The 18039-nt window shown below is 69.1% G+C and carries 17 protein-coding genes; 10 read left to right on the top strand and 7 right to left on the bottom strand.

Going from position 1 to position 18039, the window contains the following annotated elements; translation table 11 throughout:
- The coding region (locus VXC91_RS32395) for an alpha/beta fold hydrolase (protein WP_329510916.1) at positions 1-414 on the bottom strand (414 nt) is incomplete at its 3' end.
- Positions 415-570: 156 nt separating this feature from the next.
- On the bottom strand, positions 571-1236 hold the full coding sequence (locus VXC91_RS32390; RefSeq protein WP_329510915.1) for a DUF4097 family beta strand repeat-containing protein: 666 nt from the start codon (positions 1234-1236) through the stop codon (positions 571-573).
- 237 nt (positions 1237-1473) lie between these two features.
- On the opposite strand from VXC91_RS32390, the gene VXC91_RS47155 reads away from it, so the two are divergent.
- Together VXC91_RS47155 and VXC91_RS32375 are read left to right on the top strand one after the other, a co-directional pair.
- Positions 1474-2241, top strand: coding sequence for a helix-turn-helix domain-containing protein (locus VXC91_RS47155; protein ID WP_408057530.1), 768 nt, complete (start codon positions 1474-1476; stop codon positions 2239-2241).
- A gap of 153 nt (positions 2242-2394) precedes the next feature.
- The gene (locus tag VXC91_RS32375; RefSeq protein WP_329510914.1) at positions 2395-2817 is read left to right on the top strand and encodes a DUF6924 domain-containing protein; all 423 of its coding nucleotides are present in this window, start codon (positions 2395-2397) and stop codon (positions 2815-2817) included.
- A gap of 413 nt (positions 2818-3230) precedes the next feature.
- Here VXC91_RS32375 and VXC91_RS32370 read toward each other — a convergent pair whose 3' ends face one another.
- The 5 genes from VXC91_RS32370 to VXC91_RS32350 are packed head-to-tail and all read right to left on the bottom strand — an operon-like array spanning position 3231 to position 8710.
- A complete protein-coding gene (locus VXC91_RS32370; protein WP_408057529.1) occupies positions 3231-4124 on the bottom strand; it encodes a Gfo/Idh/MocA family protein in 894 nt (297 codons plus the stop codon).
- Between the two features lie 31 nt (positions 4125-4155).
- Positions 4156-5355, bottom strand: a complete 1200-nt coding sequence (locus tag VXC91_RS32365; protein WP_408057532.1) for an ROK family transcriptional regulator — start codon at positions 5353-5355, stop codon at positions 4156-4158.
- Positions 5356-5373: 18 nt separating this feature from the next.
- Positions 5374-6240, bottom strand: a complete 867-nt coding sequence (locus tag VXC91_RS32360) for a carbohydrate ABC transporter permease (RefSeq protein ID WP_408057531.1) — start codon at positions 6238-6240, stop codon at positions 5374-5376.
- Positions 6241-6254: 14 nt separating this feature from the next.
- Positions 6255-7274, bottom strand: a complete 1020-nt coding sequence (locus tag VXC91_RS32355) for a carbohydrate ABC transporter permease (RefSeq protein WP_329510911.1) — start codon at positions 7272-7274, stop codon at positions 6255-6257.
- Between the two features lie 32 nt (positions 7275-7306).
- A complete protein-coding gene (locus tag VXC91_RS32350) occupies positions 7307-8710 on the bottom strand; it encodes an ABC transporter substrate-binding protein (protein ID WP_329510910.1) in 1404 nt (467 codons plus the stop codon).
- A 126-nt stretch (positions 8711-8836) separates the two neighbouring features.
- On the opposite strand from VXC91_RS32350, the gene VXC91_RS32345 reads away from it, so the two are divergent.
- The 8 genes from VXC91_RS32345 (at position 8837) to VXC91_RS32310 (ending at position 18039) form a co-directional block, all read left to right on the top strand.
- Positions 8837-9883 (top strand): zinc-dependent alcohol dehydrogenase, encoded by a 1047-nt coding sequence (locus VXC91_RS32345; protein WP_329510909.1) that lies wholly within the window; start codon positions 8837-8839, stop codon positions 9881-9883.
- A gap of 11 nt (positions 9884-9894) precedes the next feature.
- Positions 9895-10695, top strand: a complete 801-nt coding sequence (locus tag VXC91_RS32340; RefSeq protein WP_329510908.1) for a sugar phosphate isomerase/epimerase family protein — start codon at positions 9895-9897, stop codon at positions 10693-10695.
- Complete coding sequence (locus VXC91_RS32335; protein ID WP_329510907.1) at positions 10692-12047, top strand: MGH1-like glycoside hydrolase domain-containing protein; 1356 nt, start codon at positions 10692-10694, stop codon at positions 12045-12047. Before VXC91_RS32340 ends, VXC91_RS32335 begins: the two co-directional genes overlap by 4 nt.
- The gene (locus VXC91_RS32330) at positions 12044-13972 is read left to right on the top strand and encodes an amylo-alpha-1,6-glucosidase (RefSeq protein WP_329510906.1); all 1929 of its coding nucleotides are present in this window, start codon (positions 12044-12046) and stop codon (positions 13970-13972) included. Before VXC91_RS32335 ends, VXC91_RS32330 begins: the two co-directional genes overlap by 4 nt.
- 510 nt (positions 13973-14482) lie before the next feature.
- A complete protein-coding gene (locus VXC91_RS32325) occupies positions 14483-15709 on the top strand; it encodes an acyl-CoA dehydrogenase family protein (protein WP_329510905.1) in 1227 nt (408 codons plus the stop codon).
- 5 nt (positions 15710-15714) lie between these two features.
- Positions 15715-16944, top strand: a complete 1230-nt coding sequence (locus VXC91_RS32320) for a CaiB/BaiF CoA transferase family protein (RefSeq protein ID WP_329510904.1) — start codon at positions 15715-15717, stop codon at positions 16942-16944.
- A 64-nt stretch (positions 16945-17008) separates the two neighbouring features.
- Complete coding sequence (locus VXC91_RS32315) at positions 17009-17137, top strand: hypothetical protein (protein ID WP_329510903.1); 129 nt, start codon at positions 17009-17011, stop codon at positions 17135-17137.
- 23 nt (positions 17138-17160) lie between these two features.
- Positions 17161-18039, top strand: a complete 879-nt coding sequence (locus tag VXC91_RS32310; RefSeq protein WP_329510902.1) for an SMP-30/gluconolactonase/LRE family protein — start codon at positions 17161-17163, stop codon at positions 18037-18039.

Genomic DNA, 18039 nt, shown 5'->3' with positions numbered 1-18039 from the left:
CAGCCAGTCGTACGGGAATGCGCCGTCGACCAGGACCGCGCCCAAGGCACGCTCCGGATTCCGGTCGGCCCAGTGCGCCGCGACGCACGCCCCGTAGGACCAGCCCACCAGCAGCGCCCGATCCACGCCCCGGGCCGCGAGAACGGCATCGACATCCCGGACGGCTGCCCCGAAGGAATAGTCCGCCGAACGCTTCGATTTGCCGCGAGCCCGCTCGTCGTAGGTGATGTGCCGCCATTGTGGGCCCAGTTCGGCGAGGACCCGGCGCCAGTACCCCTGAGTGGCGAACTGGCCGTTGAGGTAGACCACGGGGGTACCGGGACCGCCGGTGTCGGTGACGGCCAGGGCCGTGTCGTCGACCGGCACCATGCCGGTCCACGTCGAATCCGTCGGGGAAGTGCTGTTCTTCGTCATGTGTTCCACCTGGTCGCGTGAGAGTGTCTGGTTCGACTTCTCCAGCGGCCTGCACGTGGATCGCAGGCCTCTGGAGACGGAGTGCCGCGTCGTCCTCGACGACCGGCAGGATCTCGATCGTGGTGGGCCCGGCCGGACAGTCCTGGTTCTGCTCCTTCAGAGGCTGCGGGCGGTGATGTCGCCGTGGGAGGTGGTGGCGCGGATCTCCAGTTCGGCGGTGCCATCGTTCTTGAGGGCGTTGTTGATGCGGCCGTAGCCGGTGCCGGCGTCCAGGGTGGCCGAGACGCCGGCGGCGGCGGCGACCGAAATGTCGCCGGACTCGGTGCGGAGCACGACCGTGCCGCGCACGGCCTCGGTGATCCGGATGTCGCCCCTTGCGGTGGTGATCTCCGCGGGGCCGCCCAGCCAGCCGACCTCGACGTCGCCGTCGAGCGCGGCGAGGCGGACGCTCGCGGCTTCGTCGATCTTGATCTGGCGGTATGCGCCTTCGAAGGCGATGTCGCCGAGGCGTCCGACGCCGCGGAGCTCGGAGCCGGCGGCCTTGGCCTCGATGCGGGAGTCGGCGGGCAGCTGGACGGTGACCTCCAGGGATCCGGACGGGCCGAAGAGCTGGTTCTTGGGCTCGGGGGTGTGGATCCGCAGGACGCCGTCGGCGTAAGCGACGGTGGTCTGCTCGGCGGTCTGGACGTCGCGGCTCTTTGAGGGGTTGGCGGGCAGGACCTCGACGGTGGTGTCGGCGCGGTCGGCGGCGATCAACTGGATGCGTCCGGCGGGGATGTCCAGGACGGCGGAGATCGGGGCGGGGGTGTCGAACTTCTGCATCGTGCTCTCCGGTGCTCGCTCGTTGTTTCTGGCGCCGAAAACGCTACGTTGCTTTCCGAATCCCGGCAACAAGTTCGTTGCGTGGATGCGACATTAGTGCAGGTAAAATTGATAAAATCGTTGCAACGGGCTTGTTGGTAACGCAACGGCGAGCACCCGATCATTGCAATGAATGAGGAATGAACGCTATGGTGGGGGGACCAGGGACCACCACGAAGGATCACCGAGGAGATCGCGATGCCGGGAGGCAGGCTCACCCAGCAGGAACGCCAGCAGATCGCGCTGGGGCTGGCCGACAGCCTCCCCTACGCGGAGATCGCCCGACGCCTCGAGCGTCCGACGTCGACGATCACGCGTGAGGTGATGCGCAACGGCGGCCCCACCGCCTACCGCGCCGACTTGGCCCACCGCGCCACAGAACGGCGCTCCCACCGGCGCAGGCCCGCCTCCCCCCGAGGGGCGGAGTCGGTTCCCCAGCCACACGGACGCGACGCCGAGGCCGTGGCCGAGTACGAGGAGACGCTCACCACCGTCCTCATGGCTTCGGGTCTGCCCAAGATGACGGCCCGGGTGCTCACCTGCCTGTTCACCACCGACGCGGGCAGCCTCACCGCATCCCAACTCGCCCAGCACCTCCAGGTCAGCCCGGCGTCCATCTCCAAGGCGATTGCCTTTCTGGAGAGCCAGAGCCTCGTCCGTCGAGAACGCGACGAACGCCGCCGCGACCGCTACGTCGTCGACGACGAACTCTTCTACCAGGCGACGATCGCCAGTGCGCGATCCAACGACCAGCTCGTCGAAACCGCACGCCAAGGCGTCGCCGTCCTCGGCCCCCACACCCCCGCCGCCACCCGCCTGGAGAACATCGCCCGCTTCCTCGACTTCATCAGCGAAAGCATCACCCGCGCCGCCGAACAGGCCCGCGAAGTCCTCCACACCAAACCCGGAACAATCTCGAACGACACTGCCCAACCAAGTCCGGACCACGAACAGACACGGCACTGAACGGCAATGCCGAGCAAGGCCGGGCGGTGGGCCGACTGCCCATGGCCCGACCCGTCGCGGGTCGCGGCAGTGAGCTCGCAAGCGTGGCCCTGTTCGCCGCGCCGTCGGGTCGTGCGTGACGGTCGTCGCGCACGGCGATCCTCCTGAGCGGCCGTGCTGGTCCGTACCTCCTTCGACGACGAGGCCGGCTGGCGCGCCCTTCTCGACGACCTGGGCGGGGTCGACGAGGACGGCTGGGTCGGCGCGGACCAGGACCCGGATGAGATCGACGTGGACAACTACCCGCTCACGGCGCTGGTCGTCGCGCACCGGGCGTTCGAGGGCCTCCTGCCGGGCCAGGTACCGGCGATGATGCCGTCCGAGGAGCACACCACGCTGGTCGCGCTCGCCGACGCCAGGACCTTTGCCGAGTCCGGCCGGCCGCTGACCGTCGTCGACCTCTACGACACGCCGGGGCAGCCCGCCGTGCTGCCGTGCCGCATGGTCGGATCGATGGCGTGCAACCTGGAGATCGGCAACATGGACTTCCACGAGTTCGTCGCCGAGCGGGGCATGGAACCGTGGTGGGAGGCATGATCCATACATCTCCGGTCGGCTGCGGCCGTGGTCGCAAGGGGCGTATGGGCTCCAAGGGGCGACGACATCCCTGCTGACTGCCGCGGCGGTGAAAGAACGAGGCCCGCCTGGTTGTGCTGACCATTACTCCGGGGCAGCGAAGCCCCTCGGAGAACCGATCGCATCGCCCAGATGGACCGCGTATGTGGGGAGGCTGGCCGCACCCGGATCCCGGGTGCGGCACTAACGCGTTCCCATGCTTCATCTTCTACCCGGTCGTCTTCAGGAAGGGATAAAGGCGACCGCCGCGATGCGCACGATGCCCACGCGGGCATCGGGACGAGGTCGTGGTGCCCAGGATCACTCGGGGGGAAGCAACGTCGAGATCGCAAAATGGGGACGCATCAAAGACAACGCCGGATCCTCAGGTCAGTTCACTGCTGTGTGGCCCGTTCAATGAGGGATTGCAGATACAGGCCGCGCTGGGCGTCGAGTTCCGTCGGCGTGTGGGTGCGTACGGCCGTGGCGAAGTCACGGCGCAGGATCGGCCAGCCCTCCTCGTGGTCGATGTCGGCGGTGTCGTAGGCCAATGACGCGGCCGGGCCGAAGAGTTCGACGCGGGTGACGGCGCGCGGCAGGTTGACGGAACCGGACAAGGAAGCCTGGCTCACGGCACCGTTGGCGTGTTCGCACGTGAGCTCGATCCAGCGCCGGGGGTCCCCTGTGCTGCGAATGGCCGTGATGGGGGCGATCGCGGCATCCAGGAGGTCGAGGAGATGGGGGCCCAGGTCGAGCAGCGCGCCGTGTTCGAGACGCCAGCCGGTGGCGAAGTCGCCTCCGAGGAAGGCGCCGTGGAGATAGCAGGACCGTGCGCCGGCGATGTCGAGGGTGCGAGCGGCGTCGAGGAAGGCGCGAGTGGTCGGGTGGTAGCGCTTGGTGAGGACGAGCTGGGAGATCACGCCGGCTTCGGCGATGGCATCCGCCACGCGCTGGGCCGTGGGCAGGTCGGGGCCGAGAGGCTTCTCCAGCAGCAGTGCCCTTCCTCTCTTGGCGGCCAGGGGTGCCAGCTCGCCCTGGACGGCGGGCGGGACGGCGAAAGCCACGGCTTCGCAGTGGTCGAGGAGTTCGTCGTAGTCGGCAGCGACATGGGCCGCGTAGGGGGCGGCGGCCTGCTGGGCCGCTTCAGGACGGCGGGCCCAGACTGCGGTCAATCGTGTTTCGGGTCCTGCGGCGAGTATGCGGGCGTGCATGGCACGGGCCCAGGGCCCGGCGCCGGCGAGCCCGACCTCGATGGGTCGGTGCGTCCAGGGGGCAGGTTCTATGGTCACGGTGTTCCTGTGGGTGTGTGGCGTCTCGGCGCTACTGTGCGAGGCGGTTGAGACGGGTGTCGGCGCGGTCGGGGGAGTAGAGGAACTCCACGACCATGGAGGCGGCTCCGATGACACCGGCGTGGTCGCCGAGCCGTGAGGTGACGACCTGGAGGTTGGCGGTGGCACGGGGTATGGCGCGCTGGTAGAGCAGTTCGCGGACTCCGGTCATGAACGGCACTCCGGAGAGGTCTCCGGCCAGCATCAGGACGCCCGGGTTGAGCAGGGTGACGACGGTCACCAGGACTTCTCCGGCGCGGCGCCCGGCCTCCCGGGCCAGGCGGATGGCGTCGGGGTGGCCCTCGGCGAGCAGGCGTCTGACGTCCGAGCCGGAGGCGGCGCCGAAACCGAGGGCGGACAGCTCCCGCGCGAGGGCCCGTCCGCTGGCGACGGCGGCCAGGCAGCCGTAGGAGCCGCACATGCACAGGGCGTCGGGGCGGTCGTGCAGGCGGATGTGGCCGATGTCGCCGGCGCCGCCGTCGATGCCGCGGAAGACATTGCCGCCCACAACGACACCGGCGCCGATGCCGGTGGAGACCTTGACGAGGACGAAGGCCGAGCTGTCGCGGTGGTTGGCCTGGTGCTCGGCCATTGCCATGAGGTTGGCGTCGTTGTCGACGAAGACCGGGACCGGGCCCTCCTCCATGCTCGGGCCCACGTGATCGGCGTAGGCCTTCTGCAGGCGTTCCCGGACGGGGTAACGGTCCCAGCCGGGCATGATGGGCGGCTCGATGACCCGCCCTGTCTCCCAGTCGACGGGGCCGGGCACCGACAGTCCGATGCCGCTCACATGGGTGGCGTCCACACCGGCGGCGCCGATCAGATCCGGGAACCAGCCTGCGAGTTGGTCCAGCACTTCGTCCGGGCCGTCGGTGATGTGCAGGGGGCCTGTGTGCTCGGCGAGGATGGTGCCCGCCAGATCCAGCACGGCGGCACGGGCGTGCCGGGTCTCGAGATCGACGGCGATCACCGACCCGTGCGTCGGGTCGAAGGCGATTGTGTGGGACGGGCGGCCGCCGGTGGAGGCGCCGGCGGTGTGCCGAAGCCAGCCGGCGCGGTTGAGGAGGTCCAGTCGCTGTCCGATGGTGGAGCGGGACAGGCCGGTGGCGCGTTGCAGGTCGGCGCGGGTGTTGGCGCGGCCGCTGCGGATCAGTTGCAGCAGTTCTCCCGCGCTGACCTGACTTGGCGTCATCATGACATTCCCCATGGCTCAGCCCTTGTCGGCGCCGCTGGTCAGGCCCTCGGTGAGCATGCGTTCGGCGGCGAAGAACAGAAGTACCACAGGAATCGTCAATACCACCGAACCGGCCATGAGGATCGTCTTGGGCACTTCCACGCCATTGGACAGCTGCGCCAGTCCGAGGGAGACGGTCCACTTGCCGGGGTCGGCGGCCAGGAACAGGAGAGCGAAGAGGAACTCGTTCCAGGCGATCATGAACACGTAGAGGCCGGTCGCCATGATGGAGGGCAGGGCGAGAGGCAGGATCACCTTGCGGACGGTCTGCAGTCGGCCGGCGCCGTCGATCGCTGCCGCTTCTTCGATGGACGGGGGGATGGTGACGAGGTAGTTCTTCAGCATGTAGATCGCCACGGGCACGGTCTGGGCGACGTAGACGATGGCGAGGCCGACCAGGCTGGAGGACAGCCCCATCTTGGCGAAGATGACGAACAGCGGAACGGCCAGCAGGGTCGCCGGGAACAGGTAGACGGCGAGGAAGAGCGCGCTGACCTGGCGGTGGCCGAAGAACTTGAGGCGGCTGACGGCGTAGGCGCCGGGCACGGCGGCCAGCAGGGTGAGGATCACCGTGGCGATCGAGACCAGCGCGGAGTTGAGCAGGAACTTCAAAAAGCCCTGCCCGCCGTCGTCGGTGGACTTGAGGACATCGCGGTAGGTGGACAGCGTGAAGTCCTTGGCCGAGACCCACAGCGATCCCGGGTCGAGCAGGAGCGCGTCGATGGGTTTCACCGACAGCAGCAGCATGTAGTAGAAGGGCAGCAGGGTGATCACTGCGAGGAACGCGATGACGAACCAGCGCAGGACGCCGAAGAGTTTGTCCTCGAACTGGGCCCTGCTCAGAACGGCCTTGCGGGTCACGACTCCTCCTGGACCTTGTTGCCGAAGAACTTGAAGTAGAAGCCCAGCAGGATCATCAGGGAGGCGGCCAGGACGAGGGCCTGGGCCGCAGCGGCTCCCACGTCGTAGCGGGCGGTGAGGAAGTCGTAGACCCGGACGGCGGCGACGTCCGTTCCTGCCCCGCCCCCGGTCAGGAGGTAGACGTCGTCGAACTTGTTGAAGGTCATGATGAAGCGAAGAACACATAGCAGAGCGATGACGGGCATCAGTTGGGGCAGCAGTATGTGGCGGAAGCGCTGGGTGAGGGTGGCCCCGTCCACCATGGCGGCCTCCTCCAGGCCGTGCGGTACCGCCTGCAGCCGGGCGAGGATGAACAGAAACGCGAAGGGGAAGTAGCGCCAGCACTCGAAGACGATGACGGTCAGCAGGGCCAGCGGTACGTCGAAGTGCAGGCCGAGCAGGTCGACTTGGTACTCGCGGGTGGAGAGGAAGGCGATGGGGTTGTCCCATCCGAACAAGCGGTGGCCCCAGTTGTTGACTATGCCGTATTGCGGGCTCAGGGCGACTTCCCAGACGAAGGCCACGGCGACGACGGGGGCGACGTAGGGCAGCAGCATCGCCGCGCGCAGCAGTCCTCGACCGCGAAACGGCTTGCGCAGGGCGAGGGCGGCGATGAGACCGAGGACGACGGAGCCCAGAGTGGCGCCCGCGGTGTACAGCAGGGTGGTGGCCAGGCTGGACCAGAATCCGGCGGAGTCGAAGACCTGGGCGAAGTTGTCCAGGGACCAGTTTCCGAAGATGCCCATGCCCTGGATGTCGACCAGTTTGGCGTGCTGGAACGCCAGGAGCACGGTCCACAGGATGGGCAGGATGACTACTACGAGGACCACGATGAAGGTGGGGGACACGAAGGCGAGTCCGGCGCGGTTGGCGCGACGGCTGGCGGTCATCGGGCGCCGTCGGCGATCGGCGGACCGGTCTGTCGAGCGCGGGCTGGTGTCCCGGCGCTGCGGTGCGCCGACGGGGGCTGTTGTCATGGGGCGACCTTTGCGGGCGTGCATGCGGGCGGCTACTGCAGGGACTTCTTGAGGGCGGCGACGTCGTCGTCGGCTTCTTGGGCGGCCTCGGAGGGGGAGATCTGTCCGCTGGTCATGGCGCCGATGGCCTTCGGCACGGGGAGTTCACCGTTGGTGGCGCCGACGAGGGCGCCTTCGCCCTGGGTGATGCCCCAGCGCCGCATGTTGCTGACGCCGTTGGCGAGTTGGTTGAGCAGGCTTGCGGGATACACCTGGTCGAAGGGCTTGCGGGTGTCGACGCCGATGTCGCTGTTGCGCCAGGCGTCGAGGTAGAGGTCGCGCTGCGCGATCGTGCCGTGGCGGACGGGGATCTTGCCTTCGGGGGCCATGCCGAACCAGGTCTCGTAGCCGGGGCCCATCATGTACTCGATGAACTGGCGGGAGGCTGCAGTCTCGGCCGTCTTGGTGGTCACCCATGACGTGATCTCGCCGAACTGGGCCGCCGTGGTGCTGTCGGGGCCCTTCAGCGCGGTGACGATGCCGCTGTTGCGGGACAGGTACTGTGGGTCCTGCTTGCACTGGGAGCAGCTGGGCAGGGCGTCCTTGCGCAGGCCCGCGAGCTCGTCCAGCAGGAACGACGACCAGATGATCATGGAGGACCGGCCGGCGAAGTAGGTCGCGCGCGTGGAGTCCACGGTCTGGGTCCCCGGGGCGCCGTAGGTGCGGGCGAGCTGGTCGTAGGTCTTGAAGGCCGTCTCGCACTGCGGGGACTCGAGGGCGACGTCGTGGTGGTCGTCCACGAGCTGGCAGTCGTTGGCGAGGGCGAGGCTCTCGAAGCTCTGCGAGGTGAAGGCATCGCCGGGGTCGGTGGCTGCCGACATGCCGTCGTTGCCCTTGGTGGTGAGCGCCTTGGCGGCGGTCAGGGAGTGCTCGTAGGTGTCGGGGGCCGACAGGTGTTTCTGGTCGAACTGGTCCTTGCGGTAGACCAGCAGCTGGAGCCAGGCGTCGGAGGGCACGCCGAGGCTGGTGTTCCCGTCGGATGTCAGGTTGAGCGCGTTGGCATTGAAGGTGCCGCGCCCCAGCTCGCCGATGATCTTCTTCGGGATGTCCGTGTTGAGCAGGCCGTTGGTGTACATCTGCCAGACCTGGCCCATCGGGGCCGCGCCGATGACGTCGGGGAGCTTGCCGGCTGCGGCGGCCGACATGATCAGTTGGGGCATCTGGCCCTCGTCGACGCCGACGAGATGGACCTTGATCCCGGTCTTCTTCTCGAATCCGTCGATCGCCTTCTGTGTTGCCGCGATGCGATCTGGGAGGTTCTCCTGTGACCAGACCGTTATCTCGCGGTCCGGTTTGCCGGGTCCCGTGCTGCTGGAACAGCCCGTGAGCAGCCCGAGTCCCAGGGCTGCTGTGACGCCGACCGCGGTCATCCTCGACCGCCGGGTCATGGTGCGCATTGCGTGTCCTTGTTCCGGCTTACGACTACTGGGCACGCATCTCAGCATTAGTTTTGCGTATTGACAAGACATAAGTTGGAGATATCGTCGACGCAACTCACCCCCGCACCACTTCCGGAGCCATCCGTGGAACGCGTCGTTCAATTCACCGGCCCTCGCCAGGTGGAGGTCGCCGAGCACGTCGGAGCAGAACTGCCCCCGGGCCACCTCAGAGTCCGCACCCGGTATTCGGGCATCTCGGCCGGTACCGAGCTCACCGCCTACCGGGGGACCAACCCCTATCTGACGCGTACCTGGGACCCCGAGGCCCGGCTCTTCCGGGAGGGCGAGGCCGGCATCCGGTACCCCGTGGCCGGATGGGGCTACTCCGAGGTCGGCGAGGTCGTCGAGGTCTCCCCGGACCTGGCCGACGCCCCGGGGCTTCCGCAGCCCGGCGACCTGGTGTGGGGCATCTGGGGGCACCGCAGCGAGGGCATCGTCCCCGCCGAGCGCATGGCAGGCCACACCCTGCCGACCGGGCTCGAGCCCCTGGCCGGGGCCTTCGCCCGGGTCGGTGCCATTGCGTACAACGCCGTGCTGGCCGGTGACATCCACCTCGGCGAGGACGTCGCCGTGTTCGGCCAGGGCGTCATCGGCCTGCTCACCACCCGGCTCGCGCAGCTGAACGGCGCCCGCGTGACGGCCGTCGACGCGCTCGACGGCCGTCTGGAGACCGCCAAGCGGTATGGCGCACATCACACGCTCAACGCCCGCACGGATGCGGTGGCCGAACGCATCCGCGAAGCCACCGCCGGACTCGGCGCCGACCTCGCCATCGAGATCAGCGGTGCCTACCCGGCCCTGCACGAGGCCCTGCGCTCGGTCGCCGCCGGCGGCCGCGTGGTCGCCTCCGGCTTCTACCAGGGCGACGGCATCGGTTTGCGCCTGGGCGACGAGTTCCACCACAACCGCGTCCAGCTCATCTGCTCACAGATCGGCGGCGTCCCCCCGCAGCTGTCGCACCGCTGGAGCGTCGAGCGCCTCCAGCAGACCTTCCTGCGCCTGGTCGCCGAAGGGCAGGTGGACGTCACCACCCTGGTCAGCCACGTCATCCCGGCCGCCGACGCGGCCGACGCCTACGTGCTGCTCGACGAGCGCCCCGCCGAGGCGCTGCAGGTCGTCCTGGAATTCTGAAAGGCCCCCTCATGCTCAAGACCGCCGTTCAGGAGCAACTCCTGCCCGGAGACACCCTGCAGGCCAAGTGGGACTTCGCCCAGCAGGCCGGCTACGACGCCATCGAACTGCGTGGCAAGGGCGACCTGCACTTCGCATCGCGACTCGATGAGCTGAAGCGGGCCCGCAAGGACGGTGTGGTCATGCCCACCGTCTGTGTCGACATGCTGCACTTCTTTGGTGCCTTCGACGCCGACCTGCGCCGCGACGCCATCGCCCAGATGAAGTCACAGCTCACCGTGATCGCCGAGATCGGCGGCCTGGGCGCCCAGACACCCGCCTCCTACGGGATGTTCTCGCGCCGCCTCCCGCCCTTCGAGCCGCCGCGTACCGAGGCAGAGGACCGCGAGGTCCTTCTTGCCGGCCTGACCGAACTGGGCCAGCACGCACGCAAGGAGGGCGTCACGCTCTTCCTGGAGCCGCTCAACCGGTACGAGGACCACATGGTCAACCGGCTCGATCAGGCCGCCGACCTGATACGCCAGACGGGACTCGACTCCCTCAGGATCGGCATCGACAGCTACCACATGAACATCGAGGAGAGCGACCCAGCCGCCGCGATCCTTGCCCACGCCGACCTCATCGGCCACGCCCAGGTCTCCGACTCCAACCGCTTCCAGCCCGGCGCCGGACACCTCGACTGGCCCGCCTGGCTCAGCGCCCTGCACGCCATCGGCTACGACGGGCACCTGGCCGCGGAATGCCGCCTCACCGGCGATCCCATCGAAGCCGTCCGCTCCATCCCGGCCTTCCTGCAGAGGTCAGGCGCGTGAAATCCCTCCTGGACCGGCCCGCGTCCACCGCAGCCGCAGCCCTGACACTACGGCGCGGTGCGGCGCGGGTCCTCATCGACAACTGGACCGGCACCTCCACCGTTCCCTCCCGCACCCTCTACCCCCATCAATGGAGCTGGGACTCCGCATTCATCGCCATCGGGCTGCGCCACCTCTCGGTGCGCCGTGCCCAGCGGGAACTCGAGTCCCTGCTGGCCGGGCAGTGGGCCGACGGACGCATACCCCACATCGTCTTCAACCCCGCCGTCCCGCACGACGTCTATTTCCCCAGCCCCGACTTCTGGCAGTCCTCCCGCGCCGGCCGAGAGGCCGGCGCACCGGCCACACCCGAGACCTCGGGCATCGTCCAGCCTCCCTTGCACGCCCTGGCCGCCTGGCTCGTGCACCAGGCAGACCCGCAGGAATCCCGACGCCGCGGCTTCCTCGCCCGTGCCTATCCACGGCTCGCCGCCTGGCACGACTACCTCCGCGCCCGCAGGGACCTCGGCGGCGGAGGGCTGGCAGCCGTCGTCCACCCCTGGGAGCCGGGCATGGACAACAGCCCCTGCTGGGACCAGGCCCTGCAACGCATCGAACCTGCCGCGCCCGGCGCCTTCCAGCGCGCCGACCTGAACCACGGCCACCCCGCCGACCGGCCCACCGACCTGGATTATGGCCGTTATGTCCGGCTGGCGACGGACTACCGCGAGGCCGGCTACGACGACCGTGCGCTGCACCACGGCTTTGCCATGGAAGACCCCGGCTTCAACGCGCTGCTCATCGTCAGCGAGCGGGCCCTGGCCGCCATGGCCCGCGACCTCGGCACGGACGACGCACCTCACACCGCGCGCGCCGACGAACTGACCCGGCAGCTTGTGGCCCGGCTGTGGGACGACGAAGCCGGCCTGTTCCGTGCCCGCGACCTGAGCACCGACACCCTGGTCGACGAGCGAAGCGTGACCGGCCTCGTTCCGCTCGTCGTGCCAGGCCTGCCGCACGACGTCGTCCGGCGACTGCAGGACACCCTCGACGGTCCGCACTTCAGCGCCCCGGCCACCCGGCTGGTCCCCAGCTACGACCTGACCGGTCACGCCTTCGACGCCCAGCGCTACTGGCGTGGCCCGGCCTGGTTCAACACGGCCTGGCTGATCCACCGCGGACTGCACACCCACGGCTTCCAGGCCGACGCCGAACGCCTCCGGCAGGGCTTTCTCGCGGAGGCAGGAGGGTCCCGGTTCGCCGAATACGTAGACCCCACCACCGGCGCCGCCCGAGGCAGCCGGCACTTTTCCTGGACCGCCGCCCTTGCACTCGACCTGCTCAGCGCCGACCTCGAGGAGCCCCAGCCATGACCCCGGGCGACCACCACGTCCAACTGGTGCGCGACGCCACCTTCGCCCGCCTCGACACCGACGCAGGCATCAGCGGCACCCGCGGGACCACCCCCGACGGACTGTTCCTCAGGGATGCACGTCACCTCAGCCGCTGGCAGCTCACCGTCGACGGCACCAGCCCCATCGCCCTCGTGCCCGCCGAGGCGACGGCGGACGACGCGGCCGAGTCTGTTCTCACCCCGCAGGGCACGCGGGACAAACCACCCGCCTACACCGTCTTCCGTCGACAGACCGTCACCGCGGGGACGCTCACCGAACATCTGCGCCTGGTGAGCAACCTTCCCCACCCGGTGACCGCCCGCCTCGACCTCACCGTCGACGCCGACTTCGCCGACCTGTTCGAACTACGAGCCGACAACCGGCACTACTCCAAGCCCGGCGGCCGGTACACAGCCCACACCACGCCCGACGGCCTGCACTTCGACTATCACCGGGCCGACTGGCACGCCCGCACCACCCTCACCTGCCACCCCATCCCGGACGCCGTCGACACGGTGCAGGGAGCGGCGCAGTCCACCGCGCGGACCCTCACCTGGCACCTGCGGCTCGACGCGCACGGCGAGACCGAGCTCCAACTGACCGTCCGTGCCCGTCCCCACGGGCTGCCGCCCGACGCACCCGCCGTGCCACACCCCCCTCGGCAGGCGCCGACGGCGACGGACCACCTGACCCGCACCTGCGAACGAGGCCTCGCCGACGTCGACCTGCTGACCATCCCGGTCACCGGCGTGGACGGCGAAGAGGTCCACGTACCCGCCGCAGGCATCCCGTGGTTCCTCACCCTGTTCGGCCGCGACTCCTTGCTGACCTCCTACTTCCTCCTGCCCTACCGACCCGACACGGCCGCCGCCACACTCAGCGCCCTGGCCGCCGCCCAAGGGCAGCGCTACGACGCCTTCGGCGGCGAACAACCAGGACGCATCGTCCACGAGACCCGCCACGGCGAACTCGCCCACTTCCGGCAGGTCCCCTACGGCCGGTACTACGGCACCGTCGACGCCACACCGCTCTTCCTGGTCCTGCTCCACGCCCACTACGAGACGACCGGGGATCGCTCCCTCGCCGTACGCCTGGAGCGGCACGCCCGGCAGGCCGTGGAGTGGATGCTCACCGACGGCGGCCTGGAACAACACGGCTACCTCGTCTACACCCCGGACCCCGGCGGACTGGTCAACCAGAGCTGGAAGGACTCCGCAGGCGCGATCTGCTTCACCGACGGCACACAGGCACAAGGCCCCATGGCAGTCTCGGAAGTCCAGGGCTACGCCTACGACGCACTCCTGCGCACAGCAGAACTCGCGCACGAGGTCTGGCGGGACGAGCCCTATGCGCACCGACTGCGGGACGCCGCCGCCCGACTGCGCAGCCGCTTCACCACGGACTTCTGGATGCCGAAAGCCGACTTCCCGGCTCTCGCCCTGGACGGCGACGGACACCAGGTCGACGCCCTGGCCTCGGACGCCGGCCACCTGCTGTGGTCCGGGATCCTCGACGCGGACCACGCTCGCCGGGTCGGCCGACGCCTGCTGGAACCCGACTTCTTCTCCGGCTGGGCGATCCGCACCCTGGCTGCCGGACAGCCGCCCTACCACCCTCTCTCGTACCACCGCGGCAGCGCCTGGCCCCACGACAACGCCGTCATCACCCTGGGCCTCGCCCGCTACAGGCTCGCCGACGAGGTCGACACCGTCACCGAGGGCCTCATTGCGGCCGCGGCTCACCACGGCCACCGTCTGCCCGAGGTCATCGCCGGCTACGACCGATCCGCCACCACAGGGCCCGTCCCCTACCCACATTCCTGTTCGCCCCAGGCCTGGGCAGCCGCAGCACCACTGGCCCTGCGCACGGCGCGGCAACAGGCAAGAAGCGACCGGCACACCTGAACACCGGAGCGCCGGCCCCGAGGCAGCGACGGACCTGCTCGAAGAGCAGGACCTGACCGTCGAGAGGATCGATGCGCTCAACGCTCCCCATGACGACAACCGCGTGGCCTGCAGCGGCTTCCGCGTCCGCCGCCGGTAGAAGTGGAGCAGCCGGCGGTCGACCGTCGAGATCAGGCGGAACAGGGCGTGCTGGGCCGGCCAGAGTGCTCCGATGACACCATCGTCCACGCCCCCGGTGCCCACGGCCGCGCAGCCCACCCAGCCCGGCGGGGCGGTCCGGCGGGCCGCGCCGCGTTGGCGTACGGGCGCAGGATCGTCACCTGAGCTGCGGGCGGCGACGGGCCACTGGGGTGGTCCACGGCAACAACGGAGCCCTTGGGCGGCGCGGGTTCGGGGAACCGGCCCCCGATCCGCGTTCAATCGCGCCAGAGAACCGAAAACGCCGGGCAAGGAGAGGCGCGCACGGCGCGGACCTCCGAGCACGCCCCACAGCGCTTGAGGGAGATTGCGATGAGCGCCACGACAGCCTTGCCGACACCGTCAGGCCCCTATCTCGACAAGGGGCAGTTGCCCGCCGACTTCTACGCCTATGAGGAACTGCTTCCCGGCGGGGAACGGGAGAAGATCGAGTCCGTCCGCGCATTCCTCCGTACGCAGGCCGCCCCGATCGTCGACGACTACTGGGCCCGGGCCGAGTTCCCCTTCCAGCTCGTGGAGGGCTTCGGGAAGCTGGGCCTGTTGGACTGGGCCGACCCGGACTCCGGCAAATCCCATCCGAGCAACCTGTTCGCGGGCTTCATCGCACTGGAGCTCGGGCACACCGACGCGTCCATGGCGACGTTCTACGGCGTGCATTCGGGTCTGGCCATGGGCACCATCCTCACCTGTGGCTCCGACGAGCAGAAGCGGCGGTGGCTGCCGGCTATGAGCCGCCTCGAGAAGATCGGCGCCTTTGCGCTGACCGAGCCCCACGGCGGCTCCGACGTGGCCGGCGGCCTCCAAACGACTGCGCGCCGCGACGGCGACACATGGGTTCTCGACGGAGCCAAGCGGTGGATCGGGAACGCGACGTTCGCCGACCTGGTCGTCGTCTGGGCTCGCGATGTCGAGACCGGCCATGTACTCGGCTTCGTCGTGGAGAAGGACACCCCCGGGTTCACCGCGACGAAGATCGAGAACAAGATGGCGCTGCGGATCGTGCAGAACGCCGACATCGTGCTCGACGGATGCCGCGTTCCGGAGGCCAACCGGCTGCAGAACGCGAACTCCTTCAAGGACACCGCCGAGATCCTGCGCCGAACGCGCAGCGGGGTGGCGTGGCAGGCGGTCGGAGTGATGTTCGGCGCCTACGAGATCGCACTGCAGTACGCCAAGGAGCGCGAGCAGTTCGGGCGCCCGATCGGAGGCTTCCAGCTCGTCCAGGACCTGCTGGTGAGGATGCTCGGCAATGCCACGGCCTCGTGCGGGATGGTGACGCGGCTGGCTCAGTTGCAGGACGCCGGGGTCTACCGGGACGAGCAGTCCGCCCTGGCCAAGGCCTTCTGCACGGTGCGGATGCGCGAGAACGTGGGATGGGCACGGGAGCTGCTGGCCGGCAACGGCATCGTCCTCGACTACAAGATCGGCCGTTTCGTGGCCGACGCGGAGGCCCTCTACTCCTACGAGGGCACCCGGGAGATCCAGACCCTCATCGTCGGACGTGCCGTGACCGGCGGCCTGAGCGCCTTCGTGAGGTGATGGCGATGACCACCGAATCCGTCTTCACCGGCCTGAAGGTCCTCGACGCGTCGAGCTTCATCGCGGGACCGGCCGCGGCCACCGTGCTCTCCGACTTCGGAGCGGACGTCATCAAGATCGAACCCCCGGGAGCGGGCGATCCCCAGCGGCGGCTGAGTTCCGTGCCGCCCAGTCCCCGGGCGCAGGCCAACTACAGCTGGCATCTCGCCAACCGCAACAAGCGCGGCATGGTGATCGACCTGAAGTCCCCGGCGGCCATCGCAATCCTCAAGCGGCTCGTCGAATGGGCCGACGTGGTGATCACCAACTTCCCGCACGGCACGCGCGAAAAGCTGCACCTCGGCTACGACGAGGTCGCGGGCTGGAACCCGCGGGTCGTCTACGCCGACATCACCGGCTTCGGCGATGCCGGCCCCGACGCCGGGCAGCCGGGCTTCGACCTGACCGCCGCCTGGTCGCGCAGCGGGCTGCTGGCCTCCACCCGGGACGCGGGAGCCCCGCCGACCGTGCCGGTCTGGGGCAGCGGCGACTACATGTCAGCGGTCGCGATCTACGCGGCGATCGTGACCGCCCTGTACCGCCGCGAACGGACGGGACAAGGCGCCAGTGTCGGAACGTCGCTGCTCGCCGCGGGCGTGTGGGCCACGGGAACGCTCGTGGCCGGCGCCCTCGCCGGAGGCACGCCGTTCGAGCTGCACGACCGCAAGGCGCCGGCGAACCCGCTGATCAACCCCTATCGGACCGCGGACGGCGAGTGGTTCATGCTGGTCGCCGCACCCCCGCACTGGCCGGGACTGACACGGGCCATTGGGCACCCCGACCTGCTCGAGGACCCCCGTTTCACGGACATCGAGGGTTTCGTCAAGAACGCCGCCGTGCTGGCCGAACTGCTCGACACCGAGTTCCGCTCACGACCCTTCGACCACTGGAAGGAGGTCTTGACCCGGGAACGCGTCACCTTCAGCCTCATCCAGACACCGGAGGAGGCAGCGCAGGACCCGCAACTGCGTGCGAACGACATCGTCGTACCGATCGAAGGAGTCCAGGGGCTGGAGTACACGATCAACAGCCCGGTCAACTTGCGCGGCGTGGCGAAGGTCCCGGCGAAGCGGGCCCCGGACCTCGGCGAGCACAACGACGAGATCCTCGCCCAGCTGGGATTCGGCCCCGACGACATCGCCGAGCTGCGCGCCCAGGGCGCGATCCCCGGCACGACGCCAGCGGAGGGGCCGTGATGCGCGCGGCGCCCGAAGCAGCAGTAGTTGGTCAGCCGTGAATGCGCACACGCACGTCCGCCCCGTGGCAAAGCCGATCCACCTCAAGAAGCGAGATGCGATGCTCACCGCCCTGATGGCCCTGCGCGCCCGGCACGACCCGTCCGGCCCGCCGAGCGCCGGAGCCGGTCGCCCCGCGGTGGAGAGACCTTGACACGGCGCCAGGAGAGACTGTTCGTGCTCGAGGCCAGCAGCGGCGGTCGCCTGTTCTCCGTGAACCCCGACGGCTCCGACAAGATGTTCCTCGTCACCGGGTGCGGGATCCCCGACGGAGTCGCCGTCGATGTCGTGGCAGGCCACATCTACTGGACGAACATGGGCCTTCCGCCGGAGAACGACGGCTCGATCGAACGCGTGGACCTGGACGGAGGCAACAGGACGACCATTGTCGCCAGCGGCGTCACGCACACGCCCAAGCAGCTCCACCTCGAGGCCACCGGCCGGAAGCTGTACTGGGGTGACCGCGAGGGCATGCGCGTGATGCGCTGCGACCTCGACGGCTCGAACGTCGAGACCCTCGTGCAGACGGGACTGGGAGAGGACGACCGCCGCGACGAGACCAGGTGGTGCGTGGGAGTCGCCGTCGACCCTGTCGGCGGACACCTCTACTGGACCCAGAAGGGCCCGAGCGACGCGGGGCTCGGGAGGATCCTGCGGGCCGGGATCGACCTGCCCGCCGGGAGGACGGCGGGCGAACGCGGTGACATCGAGGTGCTGTTCGAGGGGCTGCCGGAGCCGATCGACCTGGAGCTCGACCTCGAGCAGCGCACGCTGTACTGGACGGATCGCGGTGACCCGCCGCAGGGCAACAGTGTGAACCGCTCGCCGATGGACCCACCGGACGCGCGGCGGACGCCCGAGATCCTTTTGACCCACCTCATGGAAGGCATCGGCCTCGCCCTCGATCCGGACGACGGCCGCATGTACGTGACCGACCTCGCCGGCAACGTCTACGCGGCCGATCTCGACGGAACGAACCAGAGGGAGATCCTCATCCTCCAGGGCAACCTTACCGGCATCGCCCGTGCAGTGCTCCCCACCGGAACGAGCGTCTGA

The organism is Streptomyces chiangmaiensis (assembly GCF_036281785.1).
In the GTDB taxonomy this organism is placed as follows: domain Bacteria; phylum Actinomycetota; class Actinomycetes; order Streptomycetales; family Streptomycetaceae; genus Streptomyces; species Streptomyces chiangmaiensis.
This window is presented reverse-complemented; position numbering and strand designations above follow the sequence as displayed.

Excerpts from the sequence above, each read along its gene's own strand:
- VXC91_RS32390 (WP_329510915.1), bottom strand. The coding sequence starts at position 1,236 with ATGCAGAAGTTCGACACCCCCGCCCCGATCTCCGCCGTCCTGGACATC.
- VXC91_RS32340 (WP_329510908.1), top strand. The coding sequence starts at position 9,895 with ATGCTCAAGACCGCCGTTCAGGAGCAACTCCTGCCCGGAGACACCCTG.
- VXC91_RS32350 (WP_329510910.1), bottom strand. The coding sequence starts at position 8,710 with ATGCGCACCATGACCCGGCGGTCGAGGATGACCGCGGTCGGCGTCACA.
- VXC91_RS32320 (WP_329510904.1), top strand. The coding sequence starts at position 15,715 with ATGACCACCGAATCCGTCTTCACCGGCCTGAAGGTCCTCGACGCGTCG.
- VXC91_RS47155 (WP_408057530.1), top strand. The coding sequence starts at position 1,474 with ATGCCGGGAGGCAGGCTCACCCAGCAGGAACGCCAGCAGATCGCGCTG.
- VXC91_RS32355 (WP_329510911.1), bottom strand. The coding sequence starts at position 7,274 with ATGACAACAGCCCCCGTCGGCGCACCGCAGCGCCGGGACACCAGCCCG.
- VXC91_RS32365 (WP_408057532.1), bottom strand. The coding sequence starts at position 5,355 with ATGACGCCAAGTCAGGTCAGCGCGGGAGAACTGCTGCAACTGATCCGC.
- VXC91_RS32330 (WP_329510906.1), top strand. The coding sequence starts at position 12,044 with ATGACCCCGGGCGACCACCACGTCCAACTGGTGCGCGACGCCACCTTC.
- VXC91_RS32325 (WP_329510905.1), top strand. The coding sequence starts at position 14,483 with ATGAGCGCCACGACAGCCTTGCCGACACCGTCAGGCCCCTATCTCGAC.